General features: G+C 66.8%; 18 protein-coding genes. 12 read left to right on the forward strand and 6 right to left on the reverse strand.

Going from position 1 to position 20,204, the window contains the following annotated elements; all coding sequences use genetic code 11:
* Positions 1-37 precede the first annotated feature (37 nt).
* Complete coding sequence (locus ROA7023_RS03165; RefSeq protein ID WP_085877553.1) at positions 38-1,891, reverse strand: bifunctional 2',3'-cyclic-nucleotide 2'-phosphodiesterase/3'-nucleotidase; 1,854 nt, start codon at positions 1,889-1,891, stop codon at positions 38-40.
* 121 nt (positions 1,892-2,012) lie between these two features.
* Here ROA7023_RS03165 and nudC point away from each other — a divergent pair, with 121 nt between their 5' ends.
* Together nudC and ROA7023_RS03175 are read left to right on the forward strand one after the other, a co-directional pair.
* Positions 2,013-2,978, forward strand: coding sequence for an NAD(+) diphosphatase (nudC, locus tag ROA7023_RS03170; protein ID WP_085877554.1), 966 nt, complete (start codon positions 2,013-2,015; stop codon positions 2,976-2,978).
* Between the two features lie 40 nt (positions 2,979-3,018).
* On the forward strand, positions 3,019-3,486 hold the full coding sequence (locus tag ROA7023_RS03175) for an SRPBCC family protein (protein ID WP_085877555.1): 468 nt from the start codon (positions 3,019-3,021) through the stop codon (positions 3,484-3,486).
* Here the strand turns inward: ROA7023_RS03175 and ROA7023_RS03180 are convergent.
* On the reverse strand, positions 3,477-4,337 hold the full coding sequence (locus ROA7023_RS03180) for a prephenate dehydratase (protein ID WP_085877556.1): 861 nt from the start codon (positions 4,335-4,337) through the stop codon (positions 3,477-3,479). The genes ROA7023_RS03175 and ROA7023_RS03180 overlap by 10 nt on opposite strands.
* 115 nt (positions 4,338-4,452) lie before the next feature.
* Between ROA7023_RS03180 and ROA7023_RS03185 the strand changes: the two genes are divergently transcribed.
* From ROA7023_RS03185 to ROA7023_RS03205, 5 genes are all read left to right on the forward strand, one after another.
* Positions 4,453-4,968 carry a c-type cytochrome gene (locus tag ROA7023_RS03185; RefSeq protein WP_085877692.1) on the forward strand — a complete coding sequence of 172 codons (516 nt, stop codon included), beginning with the start codon at positions 4,453-4,455 and terminating at the stop codon, positions 4,966-4,968.
* 228 nt (positions 4,969-5,196) lie between these two features.
* Positions 5,197-7,122 (forward strand): extracellular solute-binding protein, encoded by a 1,926-nt coding sequence (locus ROA7023_RS03190; protein ID WP_085877557.1) that lies wholly within the window; start codon positions 5,197-5,199, stop codon positions 7,120-7,122.
* A 27-nt stretch (positions 7,123-7,149) separates the two neighbouring features.
* Positions 7,150-8,223: a microcin C ABC transporter permease YejB gene (locus ROA7023_RS03195; RefSeq protein WP_085877558.1), complete on the forward strand. Its 1,074-nt coding sequence runs from the start codon at positions 7,150-7,152 to the stop codon at positions 8,221-8,223.
* A complete protein-coding gene (locus ROA7023_RS03200) occupies positions 8,224-9,468 on the forward strand; it encodes an ABC transporter permease (RefSeq protein ID WP_085877559.1) in 1,245 nt (414 codons plus the stop codon). It begins immediately after the preceding gene.
* A complete protein-coding gene (locus ROA7023_RS03205; protein WP_085877560.1) occupies positions 9,465-11,066 on the forward strand; it encodes an ABC transporter ATP-binding protein in 1,602 nt (533 codons plus the stop codon). Before ROA7023_RS03200 ends, ROA7023_RS03205 begins: the two co-directional genes overlap by 4 nt.
* Positions 11,067-11,162: 96 nt before the next feature.
* On the opposite strand, the gene ROA7023_RS03210 is transcribed toward ROA7023_RS03205, so the two are convergent.
* Both ROA7023_RS03210 and ROA7023_RS03215 read right to left on the reverse strand, forming a co-directional pair.
* Positions 11,163-12,518 (reverse strand): D-alanyl-D-alanine carboxypeptidase family protein, encoded by a 1,356-nt coding sequence (locus ROA7023_RS03210; protein ID WP_234991997.1) that lies wholly within the window; start codon positions 12,516-12,518, stop codon positions 11,163-11,165.
* Between the two features lie 308 nt (positions 12,519-12,826).
* Positions 12,827-13,519, reverse strand: a complete 693-nt coding sequence (locus ROA7023_RS03215; protein ID WP_234991999.1) for an HAD family hydrolase — start codon at positions 13,517-13,519, stop codon at positions 12,827-12,829.
* A gap of 100 nt (positions 13,520-13,619) precedes the next feature.
* Here ROA7023_RS03215 and clpS point away from each other — a divergent pair, with 100 nt between their 5' ends.
* From clpS to hemF, 4 genes are all read left to right on the forward strand, one after another.
* Positions 13,620-13,961, forward strand: a complete 342-nt coding sequence (gene clpS, locus ROA7023_RS03220; protein WP_085877563.1) for an ATP-dependent Clp protease adapter ClpS — start codon at positions 13,620-13,622, stop codon at positions 13,959-13,961.
* A gap of 10 nt (positions 13,962-13,971) precedes the next feature.
* The gene (locus tag ROA7023_RS03225) at positions 13,972-14,946 is read left to right on the forward strand and encodes a class I SAM-dependent methyltransferase (RefSeq protein ID WP_085877564.1); all 975 of its coding nucleotides are present in this window, start codon (positions 13,972-13,974) and stop codon (positions 14,944-14,946) included.
* 15 nt (positions 14,947-14,961) lie between these two features.
* A complete protein-coding gene (locus tag ROA7023_RS03230) occupies positions 14,962-15,765 on the forward strand; it encodes an SDR family NAD(P)-dependent oxidoreductase (RefSeq protein WP_085877565.1) in 804 nt (267 codons plus the stop codon).
* Between the two features lie 114 nt (positions 15,766-15,879).
* Positions 15,880-16,782, forward strand: coding sequence for an oxygen-dependent coproporphyrinogen oxidase (hemF, locus tag ROA7023_RS03235; protein WP_200812450.1), 903 nt, complete (start codon positions 15,880-15,882; stop codon positions 16,780-16,782).
* A gap of 65 nt (positions 16,783-16,847) precedes the next feature.
* Here the strand turns inward: hemF and hemE are convergent, their stop codons facing one another.
* Positions 16,848-17,885 (reverse strand): uroporphyrinogen decarboxylase, encoded by a 1,038-nt coding sequence (gene hemE, locus ROA7023_RS03240; RefSeq protein WP_085877566.1) that lies wholly within the window; start codon positions 17,883-17,885, stop codon positions 16,848-16,850.
* Positions 17,886-17,978: 93 nt separating this feature from the next.
* Between hemE and hemC the strand changes: the two genes are divergently transcribed.
* Entirely contained in the window at positions 17,979-18,920 is a 942-nt protein-coding gene (gene hemC, locus ROA7023_RS03245; RefSeq protein ID WP_085877567.1) for a hydroxymethylbilane synthase, read from the forward strand.
* A 21-nt stretch (positions 18,921-18,941) separates the two neighbouring features.
* Here the strand turns inward: hemC and ROA7023_RS03250 are convergent, their stop codons facing one another.
* The gene (locus tag ROA7023_RS03250; RefSeq protein ID WP_085877568.1) at positions 18,942-20,165 is read right to left on the reverse strand and encodes an MFS transporter; all 1,224 of its coding nucleotides are present in this window, start codon (positions 20,163-20,165) and stop codon (positions 18,942-18,944) included.
* Positions 20,166-20,204 lie beyond the last annotated feature (39 nt).

A 20,204-nucleotide genomic window follows, 5' to 3' on the forward strand; every position in this document is an offset into this window, starting at 1 on the left:
CCGCGCCCTGCAAGGGCACCGCTCGGTCGGAATCGCCTCAAAGTGCAAGGGAAAAGCGTTCGAACCCGCCCTTGCCGGGGCCGAGGTGGATCATGTCGTGCAGGCAGTCCGGGCGGGCGACGGTCAGCGCCCCCGGCCCGGTCTGGAAGATCGCCCGGGTGGTGGGATCCATGGGCGCGAAGCTCCAGATCCGCGGCGCGGTCGGGCGGACGGGCCGTTCCGACTTGAGGTGATGGGCCACCACGTCGCGGGTGGAGGTCTTGGCGAGGTAGAGCACGGTGCCCCGTCGCGCCGCGCGGAACGTGCCCCCGCCGCCCATCCGGTAGGAATTCGAGATCACCAGAAAACGGTCGTTGTCCTCGACCGGGCGGCCATCGCGGGTGATGTCGGTGACCCGCGCCGCGCGGTCGTCCAGCAGCTGCCCGGCGGGATCGAACCGGGCGGGACGTCCGACGTCGATCTGGTAGGTCAGGCCCTCGAACACGTCGAAATTGTAGCTGGGAACGCCGCTGTCGATCAGTCGCTGACCCTCGGATCCGGGTGTCACCGTGTTGAACAGGCTCGCGGACCGCTCCAGCCAGTCCCGGATGTCGACGCCGATCATCTCCATCACGCAGATCGTGTTGGGATAAAGGTAGAGATCGGCCGCGTGGCGGTAGGCCAGCGGTCCGGCGGGGATGTCCACGTAGTTCTCGGGGCCGCCCCAGCCCCCGGCCCGAAACGGGGCGGCGACAGAGAGCATCGGCAGGTCCGGCAGATCGGCCGCTGCCTCGGCCACATGCCGGCGCTGGGCATCGGCGACGATCTGGATCGAGGCGCTGGGGGCCGTCAGGGCGAAATAGCTGTCAATCGGCCCGGCCGTCTTTCCGATCGGCTGGCGGATGTGGTTCAGGGTGGTCCGGTGCGCGGGCGCCGCGGCCGCGACGATGCCCGGGTCCTCGCCGGTGTCGATCACCGGCAGGACGGCGCAGGTCTGGCCGGCCACATGCCAGCGGCCGCTGCGGGCGTCATGTTCCATGAGCAGGTCGACCCGGCCCACGTGGCTGGCGTGAAAGCCCGCCATCACCGCGGGTTTGCCATGCAGCGTCCCCGCCTCGGGGTCGATCACCTCGGTGGCCGAGAATTGCTCGCCCGGAAAGACCATATGGGTGTGGCCTGCCACGATCACGTCGATCCCGGGCACGCCGGCAAGCGGGACGGCGGCGTTCTCCATCCGCGGCTTGTAGGTCTCGGCGCCGATCCCCGAATGGCAGAGCGCGACCACCAGGTCGGCCCCCGCAAGGCGCATCCGCGGCACCTCGGCGAGGGCGCTGCTGACGATGTCGTCGGTCTCGACGCGGCCGCTCAGATGGCTGCTGTCCCAATCCACGATCTGCGGCGGTGCGAAGCCGATGATGCCGATCCGCAGCGTCTCCACGCTGCCGTCCAGCATCTGCATGCTGCGGTCGAGAATCGCCCAGGGCGTCAACAGCGTGCCGCCGCCGCTGCGGCGGACATTGGCCGACACCATGGGAAATTGCGCCGCGTCAAGGGCGCTTTCGAGAAAGTCGAGCCCGTAGTTGAACTCGTGGTTGCCCAGGGTCCCGCCATCGTAGCCGAGGGTGTTCATCGCGTGGACCGACGGGTGGGTGCCCAGATCGCCCCCGACCCCTTCGGTGGCGATCACGTCGGACAACGGCGTGCCTTGCAGGAAATCGCCATTGTCGAACAGCAGGGTGTTGTCCGCATCGCTCCGTTCCTGACGAATCAGGCTCGCGGCGTGGGCGAATCCGGTCCCCGGCGCCGGGCGGTCGGCGTAGTAATCGTAGGCGGTCAGGTGGACGTGCAGATCCGTCGTCGCGAGAATTCGCAACCGTGCAAGGCCATTGACCACGTCACTGCGGGACGGCATCTGAGACTTTCACGTTGGTCCTGTCCTCTAATACTACTCAACCTTAAGTTTAGCAGCCTGCTTGGCAAGCCGGGAGTCACATCCCGTTGCGTCCGGGTCCCGCACATGCAACGGAATGTCCATGCAAATCTCTGAAGAAGTGACTTTCGGCGGCGCCGGGCTGGACCGTGCGGCGCAGGATCGCGGGGACGCGGCGCAGGAAAGCCTGCGGGCGGACCCGTCCGCCCGGGCGCTGCTGCTGTGGCGGGGCAAAGTTCTGGTGCAGGGCGAGGCGCCTCTGACCGTGGCGCAGCTGCCGCTGACCCACGCGGTGATGGGCGTGCAGGACGGGCCCCCGATCTATCTCGGCCGGACCGAGGCCGGGCCGGTCTTTGCCAGCGACATCAGCCAGTGGGCGCCCGAGGAGGTCGACGAGGCTGCCCTCGGCAGCTTTCTCGACCCCACCGAACAGCGCCACCCGCTGCTGGAGGAGGGGCTGCGATTCGTCGAGGTGCGGGCCGTCATGACCCGCCTGACCGCCGCGGATGCCGAACTGGCCGCCACCGCCAAGGCGATCTTCGGCTGGCACGCGAGCCACGGGTTCTGCGCCTGTTGCGGTGCGCGATCCGTCATGGCCCAGGCCGGCTGGCAGCGCGATTGCCCGACCTGCGGCGCCCGGCACTTTCCGCGCACCGACCCCGTTGTCATCATGCTGGTGACCCATGGCAATTCGGTGTTGCTCGGCCGCTCTCCCCATTGGCCGGACGGGATGTATTCGCTTCTGGCCGGCTTCATGGAACCGGGCGAGACCGTCGAGGCCGCTGTCCGCCGCGAGGTTTTCGAGGAGACTGCGGTGCGGGTCGGCCGGGTGACGTATCTCGCCAGCCAGCCCTGGCCGTTTCCGGCCTCTCTCATGCTCGGGTGCCGCGGAGAGGCGACCACCACCGACATCGTGATCGACCCGGTCGAGATCGAACACGCGCTGTGGGTCTCGCGAGAACGTCTGATGGAGGTGTTCGCGGGCCGCGATCCCGCGATCAAACCGGCCCGCCCCGGCGCGATCGCGCATTTTCTTCTGCGCAACTGGCTTGCGGACCGGCTGGAATGACGCGAGGCTCCGCGCCGAAAGTCACAAGGGTTGGTTCGGCATGAAATTTTCGGTTCGGGACGACATCGAGGCGCCCATCGACTTCGTCTTTGCCCAGGTTAGCGATTTCGCCGCCTTCGAACGGCTGATCCTGCGCCGCGGCGCCACGGTCGAGCGTCAGGGCGTCGACGGCAATGACGGGCTGGGGGCGCGTTGGAAAGTCGACTTCGTGTTTCGTGGCAAACCGCGGGAGGTGCTCGCGACGGTCACCGCCTTCGATCCGCCCGGCAATCTGGCGATCAGCAGCGCCTCCAGCGGGATCGACGGGCTGACCACGGTCGAGCTTCTGGCGTTGTCGAAGTCGCGCACGCGCCTGTCCTTCGCACAGGAGCTCAAGCCCAACACCTTGGCGGCCTGGCTGATGATCCAGTCGCTGAAGCTGGCCAAGTCGTCGCTGGAAAGCCGCCTGCGCCTGCGCACGACCGAGTTTGCCAAGGATGTCGAAAGGCGCTGGCGCAGTCAGTCCTGAGAGCTGTTGCGCCGCGTCTCGTAGCGGCGCCGGTCGGCGGGAAAGACACCCATCAGGCGAACGCGATCGGTGAAGTAGTCCAGCTCTTCGAGCGCGAGCTGCACAGAGCGGTCGTCGGGGTGGCCTTCGATCTCGGCATAGAATTGCGTCGCCGAGAAATTGCCGTCGACCATGTAGCTTTCGAGCTTGGTCATGTTGACCCCGTTGGTCGTGAATCCCCCCATCGCCTTGTAGAGCGCGGCGGGAATGTTGCGGACCCGGAAAATGAAGCTGGTGATCATGCCGGTGGGGCCGCGGCGTGAAAAATCGGGCTCGCGCGCCATGATGACGAAGCGGGTGGTGTTGCGGTCGTGATCCTCGATGTTGCGGGCCAGCACCGACAGATCGTAGATCTGCGCCGCCAGTTCCGAGGCAAGGGCCCCCATGGAGTAATCGCCGATCTCGGCCACCCGGGCCGCCGATCCGGCGGTGTCCGCGCCGGTCAGCGGGGTGATGTCATGCTCTCGCAGGAACCCCCGGCATTGTCCTAGCAGGACGGTATGGCTCATCGCCGATCTGACGTCCGGAAGGCGCGCCCCGCGCACGCCCAGCAGGTTGATATGCACGCGCACGAAGGCTTCGGCGATGATGTGCAACCCGCTTTCGGGCAGCAGGTGATGGACGTCGGCGACCCGGCCGTAGGTCGAATTCTCGACCGCGATCATGCCGAATTCGGCATCGCCTTTTCGCACCGCCTCGATCGCATGCTCGAATGTCGGACAGGGCAACGGCTCCAGATCCGGCCGCGCCTCGACGCAGGCCTGGTGGCCGTAGGCGCCCAATTCTCCTTGGAACGCAATTTTCCCGGTCATTCCACGAACCCCCCAGAGTGTCGGAAATGGGCATTTCGTCGCGGTGCTACATCTTGCAAGACGGGGCTTGAAGCGGATACATGACCTCGAAATCGAGATGGGGACGGAACGCGACATGTTCGACACAATGACCCTTACCAAGGTCCTGGGCGGCCTCTGCGGGACTCTGCTTGTCTTTCTGCTGGGCGGCTGGACCGCCGAGACGATCTATCACAGCGGCGGCCACGGCGAGGGTGAACAAGCCTACGTCATCGAGGTCGAGGGCGAGGACACCGGTGGCGAGCCCGTCGAAGAGGGGCCCGCGTTCGAGGAAGTGTTCGCCCAGGCAGATGTCGCCGCGGGCGAGACCCTGTGGCGCAACTGCCGGTCCTGTCATGCGCTGGAGCCCGGCGTGAACGGCACCGGCCCGACGCTTTACGGCGTCGTCGGACGCGACGTGGCGTCGATTTCCGACTTCAGCTACTCTGGCGCATTGGTGGAAGCGGCGGACGTCTGGACCCCCGAACACCTGAACGGCTTTCTCGAGGACCCCAAGGGTTATGCCCCCGGCACGGCCATGGGCTACAACGGGATGCGCAAGGTCGAGGATCGGGCGGACCTGATCGCCTATCTCGACAGCATCGACGACTGACCCCGGCCCGAGCTCCGGAAATGCCGAAGGCCGCCCGCGCAGGGCGGCCTTTCGTGTTATGCCGTTCCGGAGGGCGTTCGGGTCCACGCATGATCCGTTCACGCATTGCTGACGAATTCGCGCCTTGATTGTTCGACAAGTGGCCATTTAGCTACAAATCCTAGTCAGGGCCCGACGCGGCCCGCGGCACCGACCCGTTTCGCAGGCTGTCAAGCACAGGAGATCGCCATGAGACCGAGCCACCCCCCCCAAGTCGCAGCGCTGGCAGCGGCCCGCGACGCGGATGCCCGGCGCCTGGCCCTCCTCGGCGGCAGCCTGCTCGTCGTGGGCACGCTCTGGGGCACGGTGGCCTTCGGCGAGGCGCATGAGGAGGTCACGACCTCCTACGGCTACACCAACTTCGGCGAGCTCAAGTATCCGGCCGATTTCGAGCATCTGGACTACGTGAACCCCGATGCGCCCAAGGGCGGGGAGATCGCCGTCTGGACCCAGGGCACCTTCGACAGCTTCAACAACTACGCCCGCCAGGGGGTCGCGGCATCGCTGTCCACGATCGGATCGGAAGCGATCCTGACCAGCACGGCCGACGATCCCTACGGCCTCTACTGCTATCTCTGCACCACGCTGGAATACCCCGACGACCTGTCGTGGATCGTCTTCAACCTTCGTGACGACGTGACCTTCGCGAACGGCACGCCGATGACCGCCGAGGATGTGGCGTTCTCCTACAACATCTTCATCGAGCAGGGCATCGCGGAATATCGCAACGTCGCCGAGGGCTTTGTGGAATCGGTCGAGGTCGAGGGCCCCCACCGGATCAAATTCATCTTTCAGGACGACGCCCCCCGGCGCGACCGGGTGTCCTTCGCGGGCGGCACGCCGGTCTTTTCCAAGACCTGGTTCGAAGAGGGCGGCATCCGGCTGGACGAAAGCACCGAAGAGCCGTTCATGGCGACCGGGCAATACGTGCTCGACAGCTTCGACTACAACCGCCAGATCATCTATCGCAGCAACCCCGACTACTGGGGGGCTGACGTTCCGTTCAACGTCGGGCGCGGCAATTTCGAGTCGATCCGCGTGGAATACTTTGCCGACAGTTCCGCCGCGTTCGAGGCGTTCAAGGCGGGCGAATACACCTTCCGGATCGAGAATTCGTCACGCCAGTGGGCGACCGGCTACGATTTCCCGGCGCTCGACAACGGCTGGGCCGTGACCGAAGAGCTGTTCGACGGGACCGTCGGCACCCGGCAGGCCTTCGTGTTCAACCTCGACCGCGAGCAGTGGCAGGACGAAAGCGTGCGCCGCGCGGTGGAGCTGATGTTCAACTTCGAATGGTCGAACCGGACCCTGTTCTACGACCTCTATGCGCGGCCCGAGAGCTACTGGTCGAACACCGATCTGGCCGCGTCGGGCACCCCGTCCGAGGCAGAGCTCGCCATCCTGCAACCGCTGGTCGACGAAGGCCTGCTCGACGCTGAAATTCTGACCGCCGAGGCGGTCATGCCGCCGGTCAACGACCCCGAGGAGAACGCGCCCTCGCGCGGTGTCTTCCGCGCGGCGGCCGCCCTGCTCGAGGACGCGGGCTATGCGATCGGCGACGACGGGTATTACGCCAAGGACGGGCAGACGCTCGAGGTCGTGTTCCTGCAGGTCTCGCCGCAGTTCGACCGGATCGTGAACCCCTATATCGAGAACCTGGAGCGTCTTGGCATCAAGGGTGTTCTGGAGCGGGTGGACTTCGCCCAATATGTCGAACGGCGGCGCTCCGGCGATTTCGACCTGACCAACCACGGCTTCGACATGGGCTTCGAGCCGGGGACGGGGCTCGAGCAATGGTATGCGTCGAAGACGGCCGACGACAGCTCTCGCAACGTGATGCGCCTGCGCAACGAGGCGGTCGACCGGATCCTGCCGCTGATCGTGCAGGCCGAAACGCTGGAAGAGCTCAACACCTCCACTCAGGCTCTGGACCGGGTGCTGCGGTCGATCGGCTTCGACGTGCCGCAATGGTTCAACGACCAGCACTGGGTGGCGTATTACGACATGTATCGTCACCCCGAGAACATGCCGCCGCTGACGCTGGGGCATCTCGATTTCTGGTGGTACGACGCGGACCGCGCCGCCGAGCTGCGCGCCGCGGGCGCGTTCCAGTAACCGGCAGGCCAGGAAGGGAACCGCGCTTTGGGCGCCTACATCCTCAGACGATTGCTGCTCGTGATTCCGACGTTGCTCGGGATCATGATCATCAACTTCACCCTCACCCAATTCGTGCCGGGCGGCCCGATCGAGCAGATCCTCGCCCGGATGGAGGGGGGCGGCGACGTGTTCGAGGGGATTTCGGGCGGCAGCAGCGAGGTCCTGCAGTCGGGCGAGAGCGACTACATCGGCGCCCAGGGCCTGCCCCCGGAGTTCATCGCCGAGCTGGAGCGGGAATTCGGCTTCGACAAGCCCCCGCTGGAGCGGTTCCTGAACATGATGTGGAACTACATGCGGTTCGACTTCGGCGAGAGCTACTTCCGCAACATTTCCGTGCTGGATCTGGTGCTGGAGAAGATGCCGGTGTCGATCACGCTGGGGCTGTGGTCGACGCTGATCGCCTACATGATCTCGATCCCGCTGGGCATTCGCAAGGCGGTGCGCGACGGGTCCTCCTTCGATACCTGGACTTCGGGGGCGATCATCGTCGGCTACGCGATCCCGGGGTTCCTGTTCGCGATCCTGCTGATCGTGCTCTTTGCCGGCGGCAGCTATTGGCGGATCTTCCCGCTGCGCGGCCTCGTGTCCGACGGCTGGGAGGATTTCGGCCTGATCCACAAGATTCTGGACTATTTCTGGCACATCGCGCTGCCCGTGTTCGCCTCGACCATCGCGGCCTTCGCGACCCTGACCCTGCTGACCAAGAATTCCTTCCTCGACGAGATCAAGAAGCAATACGTGATGACCGCCAAGGCCAAGGGGCTGGGCGAGCGGCGGATCCTCTACGGCCATGTCTTCCGCAACGCCATGCTGATCGTGATCTCGGGCTTTCCGGCGCTGTTCATCGGGGTTTTCTTCGGCGGCTCGCTGATCATCGAGACGCTGTTCTCGCTCGACGGGCTGGGCCGGCTGGGGTTCGAGGCGGCCGTGGCGCGGGATTACCCGGTGGTCTTCGGCACGCTTTTCGCCTTCTCCTTGATCGGCCTGGTGGTCGGCATCCTCACCGACCTGACCTATGTGCTGATTGATCCCCGCATCGATTTCGAGGCGCGAGGCTAGATGACCGACCATTCCGCCCATGCCACCCCCCCCAAGCGGCCGTTCCTGTCGCCGCTCAACCAGCGCCGCTGGCGCAATTTCTGCCGCAATCGCCGGGCGTATTGGTCGCTTTGGATCTTCGCGATCCTCTTCGGCCTCAGCCTTTGTGCCGAGTTCATCGCCAACGACAAGCCGATCCTGGTGAATTACCGCGGCGATATCCGGATGCCGGTGTTCGCCTTCTATTCCGAGCAGGATTACGGCGGCGATTTCCGCACCGAGGCCGCCTACAAGGACATCGAGGTTCAGTGCCTCGTCGCGACCGGCGGGCTGGCGGATTCCTGTTTCGACGCGCCGGAAGAGACGCTCGCCGCGGTCGAGGCCGGCACGATCACCGATTCCGGGTTCGAGCAGGGCTGGATGCTCTGGCCGCTGATCCCCTACAGCTATGACACGATCGTCGACGTCCCCGGGGTGGCGCCCTCGCCGCCGTCGTCCGAAAACTGGCTGGGGACCGATGACACCAAGCGCGACGTCGTGGCGCGGGTGATCTACGGCTTCCGCCTGTCGGTGCTGTTCGCGCTGATCGTGACGGTCGCGGCCTCCCTGATCGGCATCGTAGCCGGCGCGGTCCAGGGCTTTTTCGGCGGCTGGACCGACCTGATCTTTCAGCGTTTCATCGAGATCTGGACCGGGATTCCGTCACTTTACGTCATCATCATCGTCTTCGCCATTCTGGGGCGAAGTTTCTGGCTGCTGGTGTTCCTGACCGTCCTCTTCGGATGGCCGGCGCTGGTGGGCGTGGTGCGGGCCGAATTCCTGCGGGCGCGGAATTTCGAATATGTCCGCGCCGCCCGGGCCCTGGGCGTGTCCAACACCAAGATCATGTTCCGCCACATGCTGCCCAACGCGATGGTCGCGACGGTGACGATGCTGCCCTTCCTGATCACCGGCGGCATCGCGACGCTGGCGAGCCTCGATTTCCTCGGCTTCGGCCTGCCGTCGTCGGCACCTTCGCTTGGCGAGCTCACCTTGCAGGCCAAGCAGAACCTGCAGGCGCCGTGGCTTGGCTTCACCGCGTTCTTCACCTTCGCGATCATGCTGTCGCTGCTGGTCTTCGTCTTCGAGGGGGTGCGCGACGCCTTTGATCCGCGCAAGACCTTCGCGCAGTCGAGCAGCCAGCGGAACGGGGCCGCCAAGAAGCGCTATCACGAGATCAAGGGGTTCGTGGACGTCGGCCAGGACGAGAAGCGGGGCGGCCCATGAGCGCGATCCTGCAGGTCCGCGGCCTGAACGTGCGGTTTGCCCAGGACGGGTCGGTCACCGATGCCGTCAGGGGCGTCAGCTTCGAGGTCGGCCGGGGCGAGACCGTCGCGCTTGTAGGGGAAAGCGGCTCTGGCAAGTCGGTCACGGCGCTGTCGACGGTGCAATTGCTGGGCGATTCGGCGCAGATGTCGGGCTCCATCACCTATGACGGGGCCGAGATGATCGGCGCCCCCGAGGCCGAGCTGCGCCGGGTGCGGGGCAACGACATCAGCTTCATCTTCCAGGAGCCGATGACATCGCTCAATCCGCTTCATACGCTGGAAAAGCAGCTCGCCGAATCGATCGAGCTTCACCAGGGGCTGCGCGGCGCAAAGGTGCGCGAGCACATCGTCGAGCTGATGAACAAGGTCGGCATCCGCGACCCCGAGGAACGGCTGGGCGCGTATCCGCACCAGCTGTCGGGGGGGCAGCGGCAGCGCGTGATGATCGCGATGGCCCTGGCCAACAATCCGCAGCTTCTGATCGCGGACGAGCCGACGACGGCGCTGGACGTGACGATCCAGGCGCAAATCCTCGATCTGCTGGCGGATCTGAAGCGCGACAGTGGCCTGTCGCTGCTGTTCATCACCCATGACCTGACGATCGTGCGGCAGATCGCCGACCGGGTCTGCGTGATGAAAGACGGCGAGATCGTCGAGCAAGGACCGGTGGACGATATTTTCGACAGGCCGCAGCACCCCTACACGGTCAGCCTGTTGACGGCCGAAAGCACAGGCGCCCCCACGCCGGTGCCGGCAGGGGCCGAGGTGATCGCCGAGACCGAGCATCTGAAGATCTGGTTCCCGGTCCAGCGCGGCCTCTTGCGGCGCACGGTGGGCCATATCAAGGCCGTGAACAACGCGACGCTGTCGGTCCGCGCGGGCGAGACGGTGGGAATCGTGGGCGAAAGCGGCTCCGGCAAGACCACCCTGGCGCTCGCGGTGATGAAGCTGATCCGGTCCGAGGGGCGTATCGGCTTCATGGGCCGCGACATCGAGCGCTTCTCGCAATCCCAGGTGCGACCGCTGCGCGGGGACATGCAGATGGTGTTCCAGGACCCCTACGGCTCGCTCTCGCCGCGCATGACGGTGGCCGAGATCATCTCGGAGGGGCTGGACGTTCACGGCATCGAGAAGAACGAGGACAAGCGGATCCTGGTGGCCGAGATCATGGAGGAGGTCGGGCTCGACCCCGCGTTGATGGACCGCTACCCGCACGAGTTTTCCGGCGGCCAGCGCCAGAGGGTCGCCATCGCCCGCGCAATGATCCTGCGGCCCAAGCTGCTGGTGCTGGACGAGCCGACCTCGGCGCTCGACATGACGGTGCAGGTTCAGATCGTCGATCTGCTGCGCGAATTGCAGCGCAAGCACCGGCTGGCCTACATCTTCATTTCCCATGACCTCAAGGTGGTGCGGGCGCTGTCGCACCGGGTCATGGTGATGAAGGAAGGCGACGTGGTCGAGGCAGGGTTGGCCGAGGAGATCTTCCGGCGGCCGCAGACGGAGTACACCCGCGCCCTGATGGCCGCGGCCTTCATCGAGATGGACGAGGACGCCTGAGACGGCGGACGACGCTCGCGCGTGCCGCGCATCGCCCCGCCCACCGTCCCTTGGCTGTCGCGACCGGAGGGCTGCCGCCTCGCCCGGTCCTGGTGCTCAGCTTGGCGGCTGGATCATGAAGCAGGTGGTGCCTCGGGCCTGAAGTCGCCGGCAGGAAAGCTCCGCCGTCTCGCGGGTCATGCCCATGAAATTGGCGTCGAAGCCGCGCGAGTTGCGCACCACCCGCCGCAGGGTGCCGTCGAGCGTCGACATCTCGTTCAGCGCCACGCGCAGCAGGACCCTTTCCGCTTGCCCCTCGCTGTCGTAGCGGCCGACGTTGATGCCCCAATGGCGGCCGGAGCTCGTGGACAGGCGCTCGACCACCTCCTGTTCGGGGCTGGGGGCCGAGACCTCGACGACCAGGTCGCCGGGCCTCGCGCGGGGCGAAACCTCGAGAACTTCCGGCGCACTCGCCGTTGCGGCAACGACGGCGTCGGCGACGGCCTCGCCCAGGGCGACCTCTGACGGATCAGGCTCCATCGCAGCGGCGACGACCGTCGCGATCATGTCGGCATCGACCGCCGGTGGCAGGGCGCGCACGGGCCGGACCTGGGGATGCAGGCTGCGGCTCACGGCGCCGCTGACGCGGATCGTGCGGGCCCCCGGGCCGCTGTCGTTGCCCATGTAGGGGGGGCGTTCTGGACGGCGCAGGGCAACGCGGGTCGGGGCCCGGGCGAAGCCCGCATCCATCAGCCGCGAGACCCGCTCGGTGCGGGCCGCGGAGCCGGGGGCGCCGAACACGGTGACGATGATCCGCTCGGAGCCGCGCTGGGCCGACGCGACGAGGTTGGAGCCCGCCGCGGAGGTGTAGCCGGTCTTGATCCCGTCGGCGCCGACATAGCCCTGGAGGAACCGGCGGTTGGTGTTGGAGACGGTCCGCATCCCCGCGTCCGTGGTGATTCGCGAGAACAGATTGTAGTATTGCGGCCAGTCGTAGATCATGTGTCGTCCGAGGATCGTCATGTCGCGGGCGCTGGACATGTGGCCCGTTTCGGTCAGGCCGTGGGCATTGCGAAAGTGGGTGCTGTTCATGCCCATCGCCTGGGCGGTGCGGGTCATCCGCCGGGCAAAGGCCGCTTCGGAGCCGGAGATCGCGATGCCGATGGCGGTCGCGGCATCGTTGGCCGATTTCACCGCGGCCGCCCGGATCAGGTAGCGGAACCGGATCTGTTGCCCCGCTTGTAGGCCGAGTTTCGAGGGAGGTTCCGCCGCCGCCTCGCGGGTGATCGTCACCACTGTGTCGAGGCTGATCTCGCCGCGCTCCACCGCTTCGAACGCGATGTAGAGCGTCATCATCTTGGTCAGCGACGCCGGGTGGAGCGAGGTTTCCGCATTGCTGCTGTCGTAGATTTCGCCCGATCGCGCGTCCATCACCATGTAGGCGTAGGGTGCGGCGCGGGATGCGAGTGGCATCAGCGCCGCAAGCATGAGCACGACAGAGAGTATCAGTCCCGTACGGGCGGGATGCCCCAATCTTAGAGTCACGATGCCTGCCTCGTTTTTGCCTCGTGCGCCCCGATCTGTCGCCGGGTGCGCCTTCTTATTGGGAAAATCGTAGCACGGGCTTCGAATTCCAGAAACCCTTAAAATCAAGGGTCTTGCGTTAACTTTTGACGTGCGGCGGCGAACATGTTGGGCTGCCGGCCGGTCACGGCGCTAGATCGGCCAATGTGGCGAAACCGGGGCAATTGTGGCGAAAATGAGGCGGGCCCGGGGACCGGTCAGGGCAGGCTCGCAAGAAGGGCGGGCAGGGAGCCGAGGTCGGCGATCTCGCGAAAGCGGGGGTGATCCTTCGGCGCGAGGGCATGCTCCAGGTCCCAGGTCATCTCGTGGGGGACGTGGACACCCCAGGCGCCGGCCTCGAGCGCGGGCAGGACGTCGGACTTCAGCGAATTGCCGATCATCATTGCCTGGGCGTGGCCGGCGAAGATCCGGGCATAGACGGGGGCGGTCTTTTCCGAGACGATCTCGACCCCGTCGAAAAGGTCGCCGATCCCCGATTGCGCCAGCTTGCGTTCCTGGTCGAGCAGGTCGCCCTTGGTGATCAGGACGATATGCGCTTGGGCCGCCATCGCTTCGACCGCCTCGCGGGCATGGGGCAAGAGGTCGATCGGGTGGGCCAGCATCTCCTGCCCGGCGGCGAGGATCTCGGCCACCACATGTCCCGGCAGGTCGCCGCCCGTGACCTCCAGCGCGGTCTCGATCATCGACAGCATGAAGCCCTTTATGCCGTAGCCGTAGTGGCCGAGGTTGCGCCGCTCCGCCGCAAGAAGGCGCTCGGCCAGGTGATCTGGGGCGCAATGATCGGCCAGAAGGGCCGCGAATCTGTCCTGTGTGATGCGAAAGAATCGCTCGTTGTGCCAAAGCGTATCGTCCGCGTCGAAGCCGATGATCCAGTCGCGGGCATGTGTCACAGCAATTCCGTTCGGTGTTGGGCTTTTCATATGGCTCCGAACGCATATATTACAGGGCCGAAGCAGCGCAACGCGAGACCGGAAGGGGCCCTGACAGGTCATGCTGGCGGATTTCTACATGATGGCGGACAAGAAGGGTGACGACGATGACGACGTCGGCCTGAAACTTGAGACGCGCCCGAAAACAAAGCGCCCGCCTCTCTACAAGGTGCTTATTCTAAATGACGACTACACGCCGATGGAATTTGTCGTGCATGTGCTCGAGCGGTTTTTCGGCTTGTCCCATGCGCAGGCGTTCGAGCTTATGCTGACGGTCCACAAGAAAGGCCTTGCGGTGGTCGGCGTGTTCTCGTTCGAGATTGCCGAGACGAAAGTGGCGCAGGTGATGGATTTCGCCCAGCGGCACCAGCATCCGCTGCAATGCACGATGGAAAAGGAATAAGCGCCCGGCCATGGCCGAATCGCGTCTTGCCATGGCCCTCGCGGGCCCTCTGAGCCTGCCTGACGGGCCCGTGGCGGTCCTGCGGCCCCCTGCGGCCTATGACCTGCCGCTCGGCGCGGACCGCGCCCGGGTGGTGACGGGGTATTGTCCGGATGCCGAGGTCTGGGCCGGCCGCGGCTACGAGGTGACGCGGGAGATTCCCGATGTCGCGTCCTCCATCGTCGTGGTGCCGCGGTCCAAGGTCCTGGCGCGGGACATGATCGCGCGGGCGGCGGCGCGGGGCCCGGTGCTGGTGGACGGGCAGCGGACCGATGGCGCCGATGCCCTGTGGAAGGCCGTGCGCAAGCGTTTCGGCGATGTGCCGAGCCTGGCCAAGGCCCACGGCCGGGCCTTCCTTCTGCCGCAAACCGATGCCCTGACCGATTGGCTGGCCCCCGTGCCCGCGCGTGGCGACCATGGCTATGTCACGGGCGCCGGCGTCTTTTCCGAGGACGGGGTGGACCCGGGCTCGGCCTTGCTGGCCGAGGCGCTGCCGGCCAAGCTTCCGGCGCATGTGGTCGATCTCGGGGCGGGCTGGGGCTATCTGGCGGCGGCGGCACTGACCCGCGACGGCGTCGAGCGGCTGGACCTCGTCGAGGCCGAGGCCGCGGCGCTGGATTGTGCCCGGCAGAACGTGACCGACGCCCGCGCGGTGTTCCACTGGGCGGACGCGACACGCTGGCGCCCCGAGGCGCCGGTTGGCGCGGTGATCTGCAACCCGCCGTTCCACACCACCCGCAAGGCGGACCCGGCACTGGGGCAGGCGTTCATCGCCGCGGCGGCCGCGATGCTGCTGCCCTCCGGCCAGCTCTGGCTTGTGGCGAACCGGCATCTGCCCTATGAGGCCGCGCTCCGTGATCGCTTTGTCCAGGTCTCGGAGATTGGCGGCGACGGGCGCTACAAGCTGTTCCAGGCCAACCGTCCGCGCCGCAAGCCCGTGTCCTGACAGGAGAGCCCTGCAATGACCTTTTCCATCGCCGGAAAGACCGCCATCGTCACCGGGGCAGCCAACGGCGTCGGGCTGGCCATCGGGCGCCACTTCCTGCGCGAGGGGGCAAATGTCGTCTTCGCCGACATGGACGAGGCGAGCCTCGAGCGCCAGGTCGGCGAGCAGGCCGACGAAGATGCTACCTTCAGGATCTTTGCCGGGGATCTGCGCGAACGGCTGACGATAAAGAACCTGCTGTCCCTCACGGTCGATGCATTCGAGCGGATCGACATCCTGGTGAACGCCTCGCGCCAGATGATCGCGGCCGACCCGCTCGATTCCGAGAACGACGCGATGGAGACGCTGCTGCAGCAGAACCTGATGACCGCCCTGCGGCTGAGCCAGGCCACCGCGAAACGGATGATCAAGCAGGCCGACCCCGAGGGCGACGGCCCGATCGGGGCGATCATCAACCTGTCGTCGATCGCGGCGCGGCGGACCCATCCCGAACTTCTGGCCTATTCGGTTTCCTCGGCGGCGCTGGACCAGATGACCCGCAGCCTGGCGGTCGCCCTGGCGCCCAAGCGGATCAGGGTCAATGCGGTGGCCTTCGGCTCTGTCATGTCGGCCAGCCTCAAGGGGGCGCTGAAGGACAACGAGGAATTCCGCGAAGAGATCGTCGACCATACGCCGCTGAACCGGATCGCGGGCCCGTCCGAAGTCTCGGATGCGGTGCAATACCTGGCCTCGGACGCGTCGTCCTTCGTAACCGGGCAGATCATCACGGTGGACGGCGGCCGGACGCTGATCGACCCGGTCACGGCGCCGGCGCACTGACCTCTCCGCCCGGCCTGGGCCCTCGCGCCAGGAGGCGGGGCGTTGTGCTCTTTCACCCGGCAGGCGGGCGGTGCTAGCCTTGCGCGACACTCGACAAGCGAAAGGCAGGCAGGAATGACGACCGACGTGGCGGAGCCGATGGACACCGAAAAGAGCAGGGCGGCGGGCTGGTTCCGGGAGCTGCGCGACGAGATCGTCGCGGCCTTCGAACGGCTGGAGGAGGCCCCCGGCACCGGGCCGGTCGCCGATCTGCCTCCGGGACGGTTCGAGGTGACCGAGACGACTCGGCAGAGCGACGACGGCTCGGACGCCGGTGGCGGGCTGATGAGCGTGATGCGCGGCGGCCGCGTGTTCGAGAAGGTGGGCGTCAACGTCTCGACGGTGTTCGGTCATCTTGGGCCGGCGGCGCAAAAGGCCATGGCTGCGCGGGGCGTGCCCGGAATGGAAAGCGACCCGCGGTTCTGGGCCTCCGGCATCAGCCTTGTCGCGCATATGCAGAACCCCCATGCGCCGGCGGTGCATATGAACACCCGGATGTTCTGGACGCCCCATGCCTGGTGGTTCGGAGGCGGGTCCGACCTGAACCCCTGCATCGAATATCCCGATGACACCGCGCATTTCCATGCCACCCAGAAGGCGCATCTGGATCCGCATGGCGCAGCGTTCTATCCGAAGCTGAAAGCCTGGGCGGACGAGTATTTCTTCATTCCTCACCGGGGCCGGGCGCGGGGCGTCGGCGGCATCTTCATGGACGATCATCACTCGGGGGACTGGGAGGCCGATTTCGCCCTGACCCGCGATATCGGCCGGGCCTTTCTGCCGGCCTATCTGCCACTGGTAGAGAAGCGGCGCGAGACGCCATGGACAGAGGGCGACAAGGAGATCCAGCTTGTGCACCGCGGGCTCTACGCGGAATACAACTTGGTCTATGATCGGGGAACGAAATTTGGTCTGACGACCGGCCACGATGCGAATGCGGTCCTGATGAGCCTGCCACCCATGGCGAAATGGATCTGATGACGGAGGACGACGCTCGCCGTCAGGTTTACCTGACGGCGAGCGTCGTGCATCGTCCAGCCGTGTCAGGCTGCGACCGTCGCCCTCACCGTATCGATCATCAGGTGCACATTCTCTGGGTCGGCGTCCGGCGTGATGCCGTGGCCGAGATTGAAGATGTGGGGCCCGCCGGCGAGCGCCTTGACGATCTTGCGCGTCTCGGTCACCAGCGCCTCTCCTCCCGTGACCATGTGCGAGGACGCGAGGTTCCCTTGCACGCAGCCCCCGGTCTGCACATGCGCCGCGGCCCAATCCGCCGACACGCCATCGTCGAGCGCGATGCATTCCGCGCCGATCTCGGCATGCAGCCCCTCGTATTTCTCGCCCGCCCCCCGCGGAAAGGCGATGACCGGGATGCCGGGGTGCGCTGCCTTCAGCGCGGCTGTGATCCGGGCGGCGGGCGCCACGGCGTAGCGCTGGAAATCCTCGCCCTTGAGCGACCCCGCCCAGCTGTCGAACAGTTTCACGCATTCGGCCCCGGCCTCGATCTGACGCGACAGGTAGGCGATCGTCCCCTCCGTGATCCGGTCGAGCAGCGCCTCGAAGGCCGCGCGATTCTCGGCCTTCAACGCATGGGCCGGCCCCTGGTCCGGCGTGCCCTGGCCCCCGATCATGTAGGTCGCCACCGTCCAGGGCGCCCCCGCGAAGCCGATCAGGGTCGTCTCGGGCGGCAATTCCCGGGCGAGAATCCGCACCGTCTCGTAGATCGGCCCCAGAACGTCGTGAATGTCGTCGGGCCCTTTCAGCGCGGCCACCTCGGCGTCGGTGGTGACCGTTGACAGGCGCGGGCCCTCTCCGGTGACGAACCACAGGTCGGCCCCCATCGCCTGGGGCAGCAGCAGGATGTCGGCGAACAGGATCGCCGCGTCGAAGCCATAGCGCCGGATCGGCTGCAGGGTCACTTCGGCGGCCAGGTCCGGGTTGTAGCACAGCTTGAGGAAATCGCCCGCCTCGGCGCGGGTGGCGCGGTATTCGGGCAGATAGCGTCCGGCCTGGCGCATCATCCAGATCGGCGGGGTGGGCAGGGTTTCACCCGCAAGGGCGCGCAGCAGGGTCTTGGTCATCGGGGCTCCTTCGAGGGGTTGGAATGTGGTCCCATCGGACCAGGGAACTGTCAACCCATTGTCAGGCTGGGTTGACACGGCTAGAGCTTGCACATGACGCACGATATGCCCTCCCCCGCCCAACCCCTCAAGATCGGAACGCGCGGGTCTCCGCTGGCGCTTGCCCAGGCGAACGAGACCCGCGACAGGCTGGCCCGGGCCTTCGACCTGCCGCACGAGGCCTTCAGCATCATCGTCATCAAGACGACCGGCGACCGTGTCCTGGACCGCCCGCTCAAGGAGATCGGCGGCAAGGGCCTGTTCACCCGCGAGATCGAGGAGGCGATGCTCTCGGGCGAGATCGACATCGCCGTACACTCGATGAAGGACATGCCGGTCGATCAGCCCCCGGGGCTGACGCTCGATTGCTACCTGCCGCGCGAGGACGTGCGCGACGCCTTCGTCTCGCTGGCCCATGACAGCCTCGCGGGGCTGCCCAACGGGACCGTGGTCGGCACCTCGTCGTTGCGGCGCAGATCGCAGCTGTTGCACCGGCGGCCCGATCTTCAGGTCGTGGAGTTCCGCGGCAACGTCCAGACCCGGATGCGCAAGCTGGAGGACGGCGTGGCGGCGGCGACCTTCCTCGCCATGGCCGGGCTCAACCGTCTCGGCATGGCCGAGGTCGCCCGCAGCCCCGTGCCCACGGACGATATGCTGCCCGCCGTGGCCCAGGGCTGCATCGGGATCGAACGGCGGCAGGACGACAGCCGCACCGCCGACATGCTGGCCGCGATCCATCACGGCCCGACCGGGGATCGTCTTGCGGCAGAACGCGCGTTTCTGGCGGCGCTCGACGGATCCTGCGAGACGCCGATCGGCGGTCTGGCCGAACTGGACGGCGGCACCCTGCGCCTGCGGGGCGAGATCCTGCGCACCGATGGCTCCGAATGCCTGGCCGACAAGGGCGAGGCGCCAGTGGAAGACGGCGCAGAGCTTGGCCGCAGCCTCGCGGCGGGTCTGCTGGCCCGCGCAGGCGCGAATTTTTTCGCCGCCTGAGGTCCGATCCCCCGCCGCCGCTCAGGGCTCGCCAAGACCGAGGCGCGCCTGCGGGCGTCCGTCCAGCCACAACAGGGCGAAGGCAGATGCCAGCATGGTCACGCCGCCCAGAACGGCGGCGAGGCCATAGCCGGAGAGCAGCGCGGCGATCGCGAAGACCCCGGCGCCCAGCCCGTCTCCGGCCACCTGCTGCACCGCCAGCAGGGCGCCCCCCGCCCCGGCCCGGGCGCCCATCAGGTCCTGAACATAGGCCAACGGCAGCGACAGCACGATGGCGCCGCCGAACGCCGCCGGCAGCACCAGCGCCCAGACCCAGGGCGTCGCCAGCAACAACGGAAACGCGCAGAGGAATCCCGCGTAGAGCACCGTGCCGAGCAGGATCGCCTGCAGCCGGCTGACCCGCTGCAGCAGCGCCCCCATGGACAGCATAACCGGAACCTCGAGCCCCGCGACCAGCCCGGCAAAGAGCGCGACATCCCCGATGTCCCGCCCGGTGCTCTCGTCGAAGACCAGGCCGAGCACCACCATGTAGACGAAGACGCCGGACTTCAGCCCGCCCGACAGCAGCACCCGCAGCATCACCGCGCCGGAGCCCATTTCGCGCAAGGAGGCCGCGAGCGACAGGCCGGAGGGCACGTCCTCCCACGCGGTCCGGCCGTCGGCAGGCCAGGCCAGCGCGATCAGCAGCACCAGCGCGCCGCCCACGACCACCAGCACGGCGTAGATCGCCAGCAGGCTCGCGCCCGCGCCGAAGGCCAGCGACCAGAGCGGCAGGACCACCACGAACGGCACCGCGAACAGCGCCCGAAGTGCGGCCAGTGTCGCGTCCCGGTCGCCCACGGGGTAGCGCGAGCAGGCCAGCCGCGCCAGCGCGAAGATCTGCCCCATGATCGCGCCCGAAAGCGGCAGCACGACCGAATGGACCAGCACGAAGGTCAGCTTGTCGGGCAGCGCCATCACCAGCCCGTTGCCCAGCACGATCAGCAGGGCCGAGATCAGCGCCACGCGCTTTCGCGTCGCGGTCTGATCCGCCAGGATGCCCGCGCCGACCGCGCCCAGGACCGATACCACGGCCGCCACGATCAGCACGATCGCATAGGCGCCGTCGGACAGGCCGAAGATCCGGATCGCCAGCAGGCTCTGGTAGGGGGCGATGGAGGCGGCCAGACAGCCGAACAGGGCCAGGGCCCCCGCGGCCATGCGCAGGGTGGGATCGGTCCACAAGAGCTTCAGGGGGCGCAACATCGCCCGCCCTCTGCGCCTTTCCGCGCCGCGTCGCAAGAG

It is taken from the genome of Roseisalinus antarcticus, assembly GCF_900172355.1.
Taxonomy (GTDB): Bacteria; Pseudomonadota; Alphaproteobacteria; order Rhodobacterales; family Rhodobacteraceae; genus Oceanicola; species Oceanicola antarcticus_A.

What these genes read in the sequence shown, in the direction of transcription:
- ROA7023_RS03165 (WP_085877553.1), bottom strand. Translation starts at nt 1,891, where the DNA reads ATGCCGTCCCGCAGTGACGTGGTCAATGGCCTTGCACGGTTGCGAATT.
- nudC (WP_085877554.1), top strand. Translation starts at nt 2,013, where the DNA reads ATGCAAATCTCTGAAGAAGTGACTTTCGGCGGCGCCGGGCTGGACCGT.
- ROA7023_RS03175 (WP_085877555.1), top strand. Translation starts at nt 3,019, where the DNA reads ATGAAATTTTCGGTTCGGGACGACATCGAGGCGCCCATCGACTTCGTC.
- ROA7023_RS03180 (WP_085877556.1), bottom strand. Translation starts at nt 4,337, where the DNA reads ATGACCGGGAAAATTGCGTTCCAAGGAGAATTGGGCGCCTACGGCCAC.
- ROA7023_RS03185 (WP_085877692.1), top strand. Translation starts at nt 4,453, where the DNA reads ATGTTCGACACAATGACCCTTACCAAGGTCCTGGGCGGCCTCTGCGGG.
- ROA7023_RS03190 (WP_085877557.1), top strand. Translation starts at nt 5,197, where the DNA reads ATGAGACCGAGCCACCCCCCCCAAGTCGCAGCGCTGGCAGCGGCCCGC.
- ROA7023_RS03200 (WP_085877559.1), top strand. Translation starts at nt 8,224, where the DNA reads ATGACCGACCATTCCGCCCATGCCACCCCCCCCAAGCGGCCGTTCCTG.
- ROA7023_RS03205 (WP_085877560.1), top strand. Translation starts at nt 9,465, where the DNA reads ATGAGCGCGATCCTGCAGGTCCGCGGCCTGAACGTGCGGTTTGCCCAG.
- ROA7023_RS03210 (WP_234991997.1), bottom strand. Translation starts at nt 12,518, where the DNA reads ATGCCACTCGCATCCCGCGCCGCACCCTACGCCTACATGGTGATGGAC.
- clpS (WP_085877563.1), top strand. Translation starts at nt 13,620, where the DNA reads ATGCTGGCGGATTTCTACATGATGGCGGACAAGAAGGGTGACGACGAT.
- ROA7023_RS03225 (WP_085877564.1), top strand. Translation starts at nt 13,972, where the DNA reads ATGGCCGAATCGCGTCTTGCCATGGCCCTCGCGGGCCCTCTGAGCCTG.
- ROA7023_RS03230 (WP_085877565.1), top strand. Translation starts at nt 14,962, where the DNA reads ATGACCTTTTCCATCGCCGGAAAGACCGCCATCGTCACCGGGGCAGCC.
- hemF (WP_200812450.1), top strand. Translation starts at nt 15,880, where the DNA reads ATGACGACCGACGTGGCGGAGCCGATGGACACCGAAAAGAGCAGGGCG.
- hemE (WP_085877566.1), bottom strand. Translation starts at nt 17,885, where the DNA reads ATGACCAAGACCCTGCTGCGCGCCCTTGCGGGTGAAACCCTGCCCACC.
- hemC (WP_085877567.1), top strand. Translation starts at nt 17,979, where the DNA reads ATGACGCACGATATGCCCTCCCCCGCCCAACCCCTCAAGATCGGAACG.
- ROA7023_RS03250 (WP_085877568.1), bottom strand. Translation starts at nt 20,165, where the DNA reads ATGTTGCGCCCCCTGAAGCTCTTGTGGACCGATCCCACCCTGCGCATG.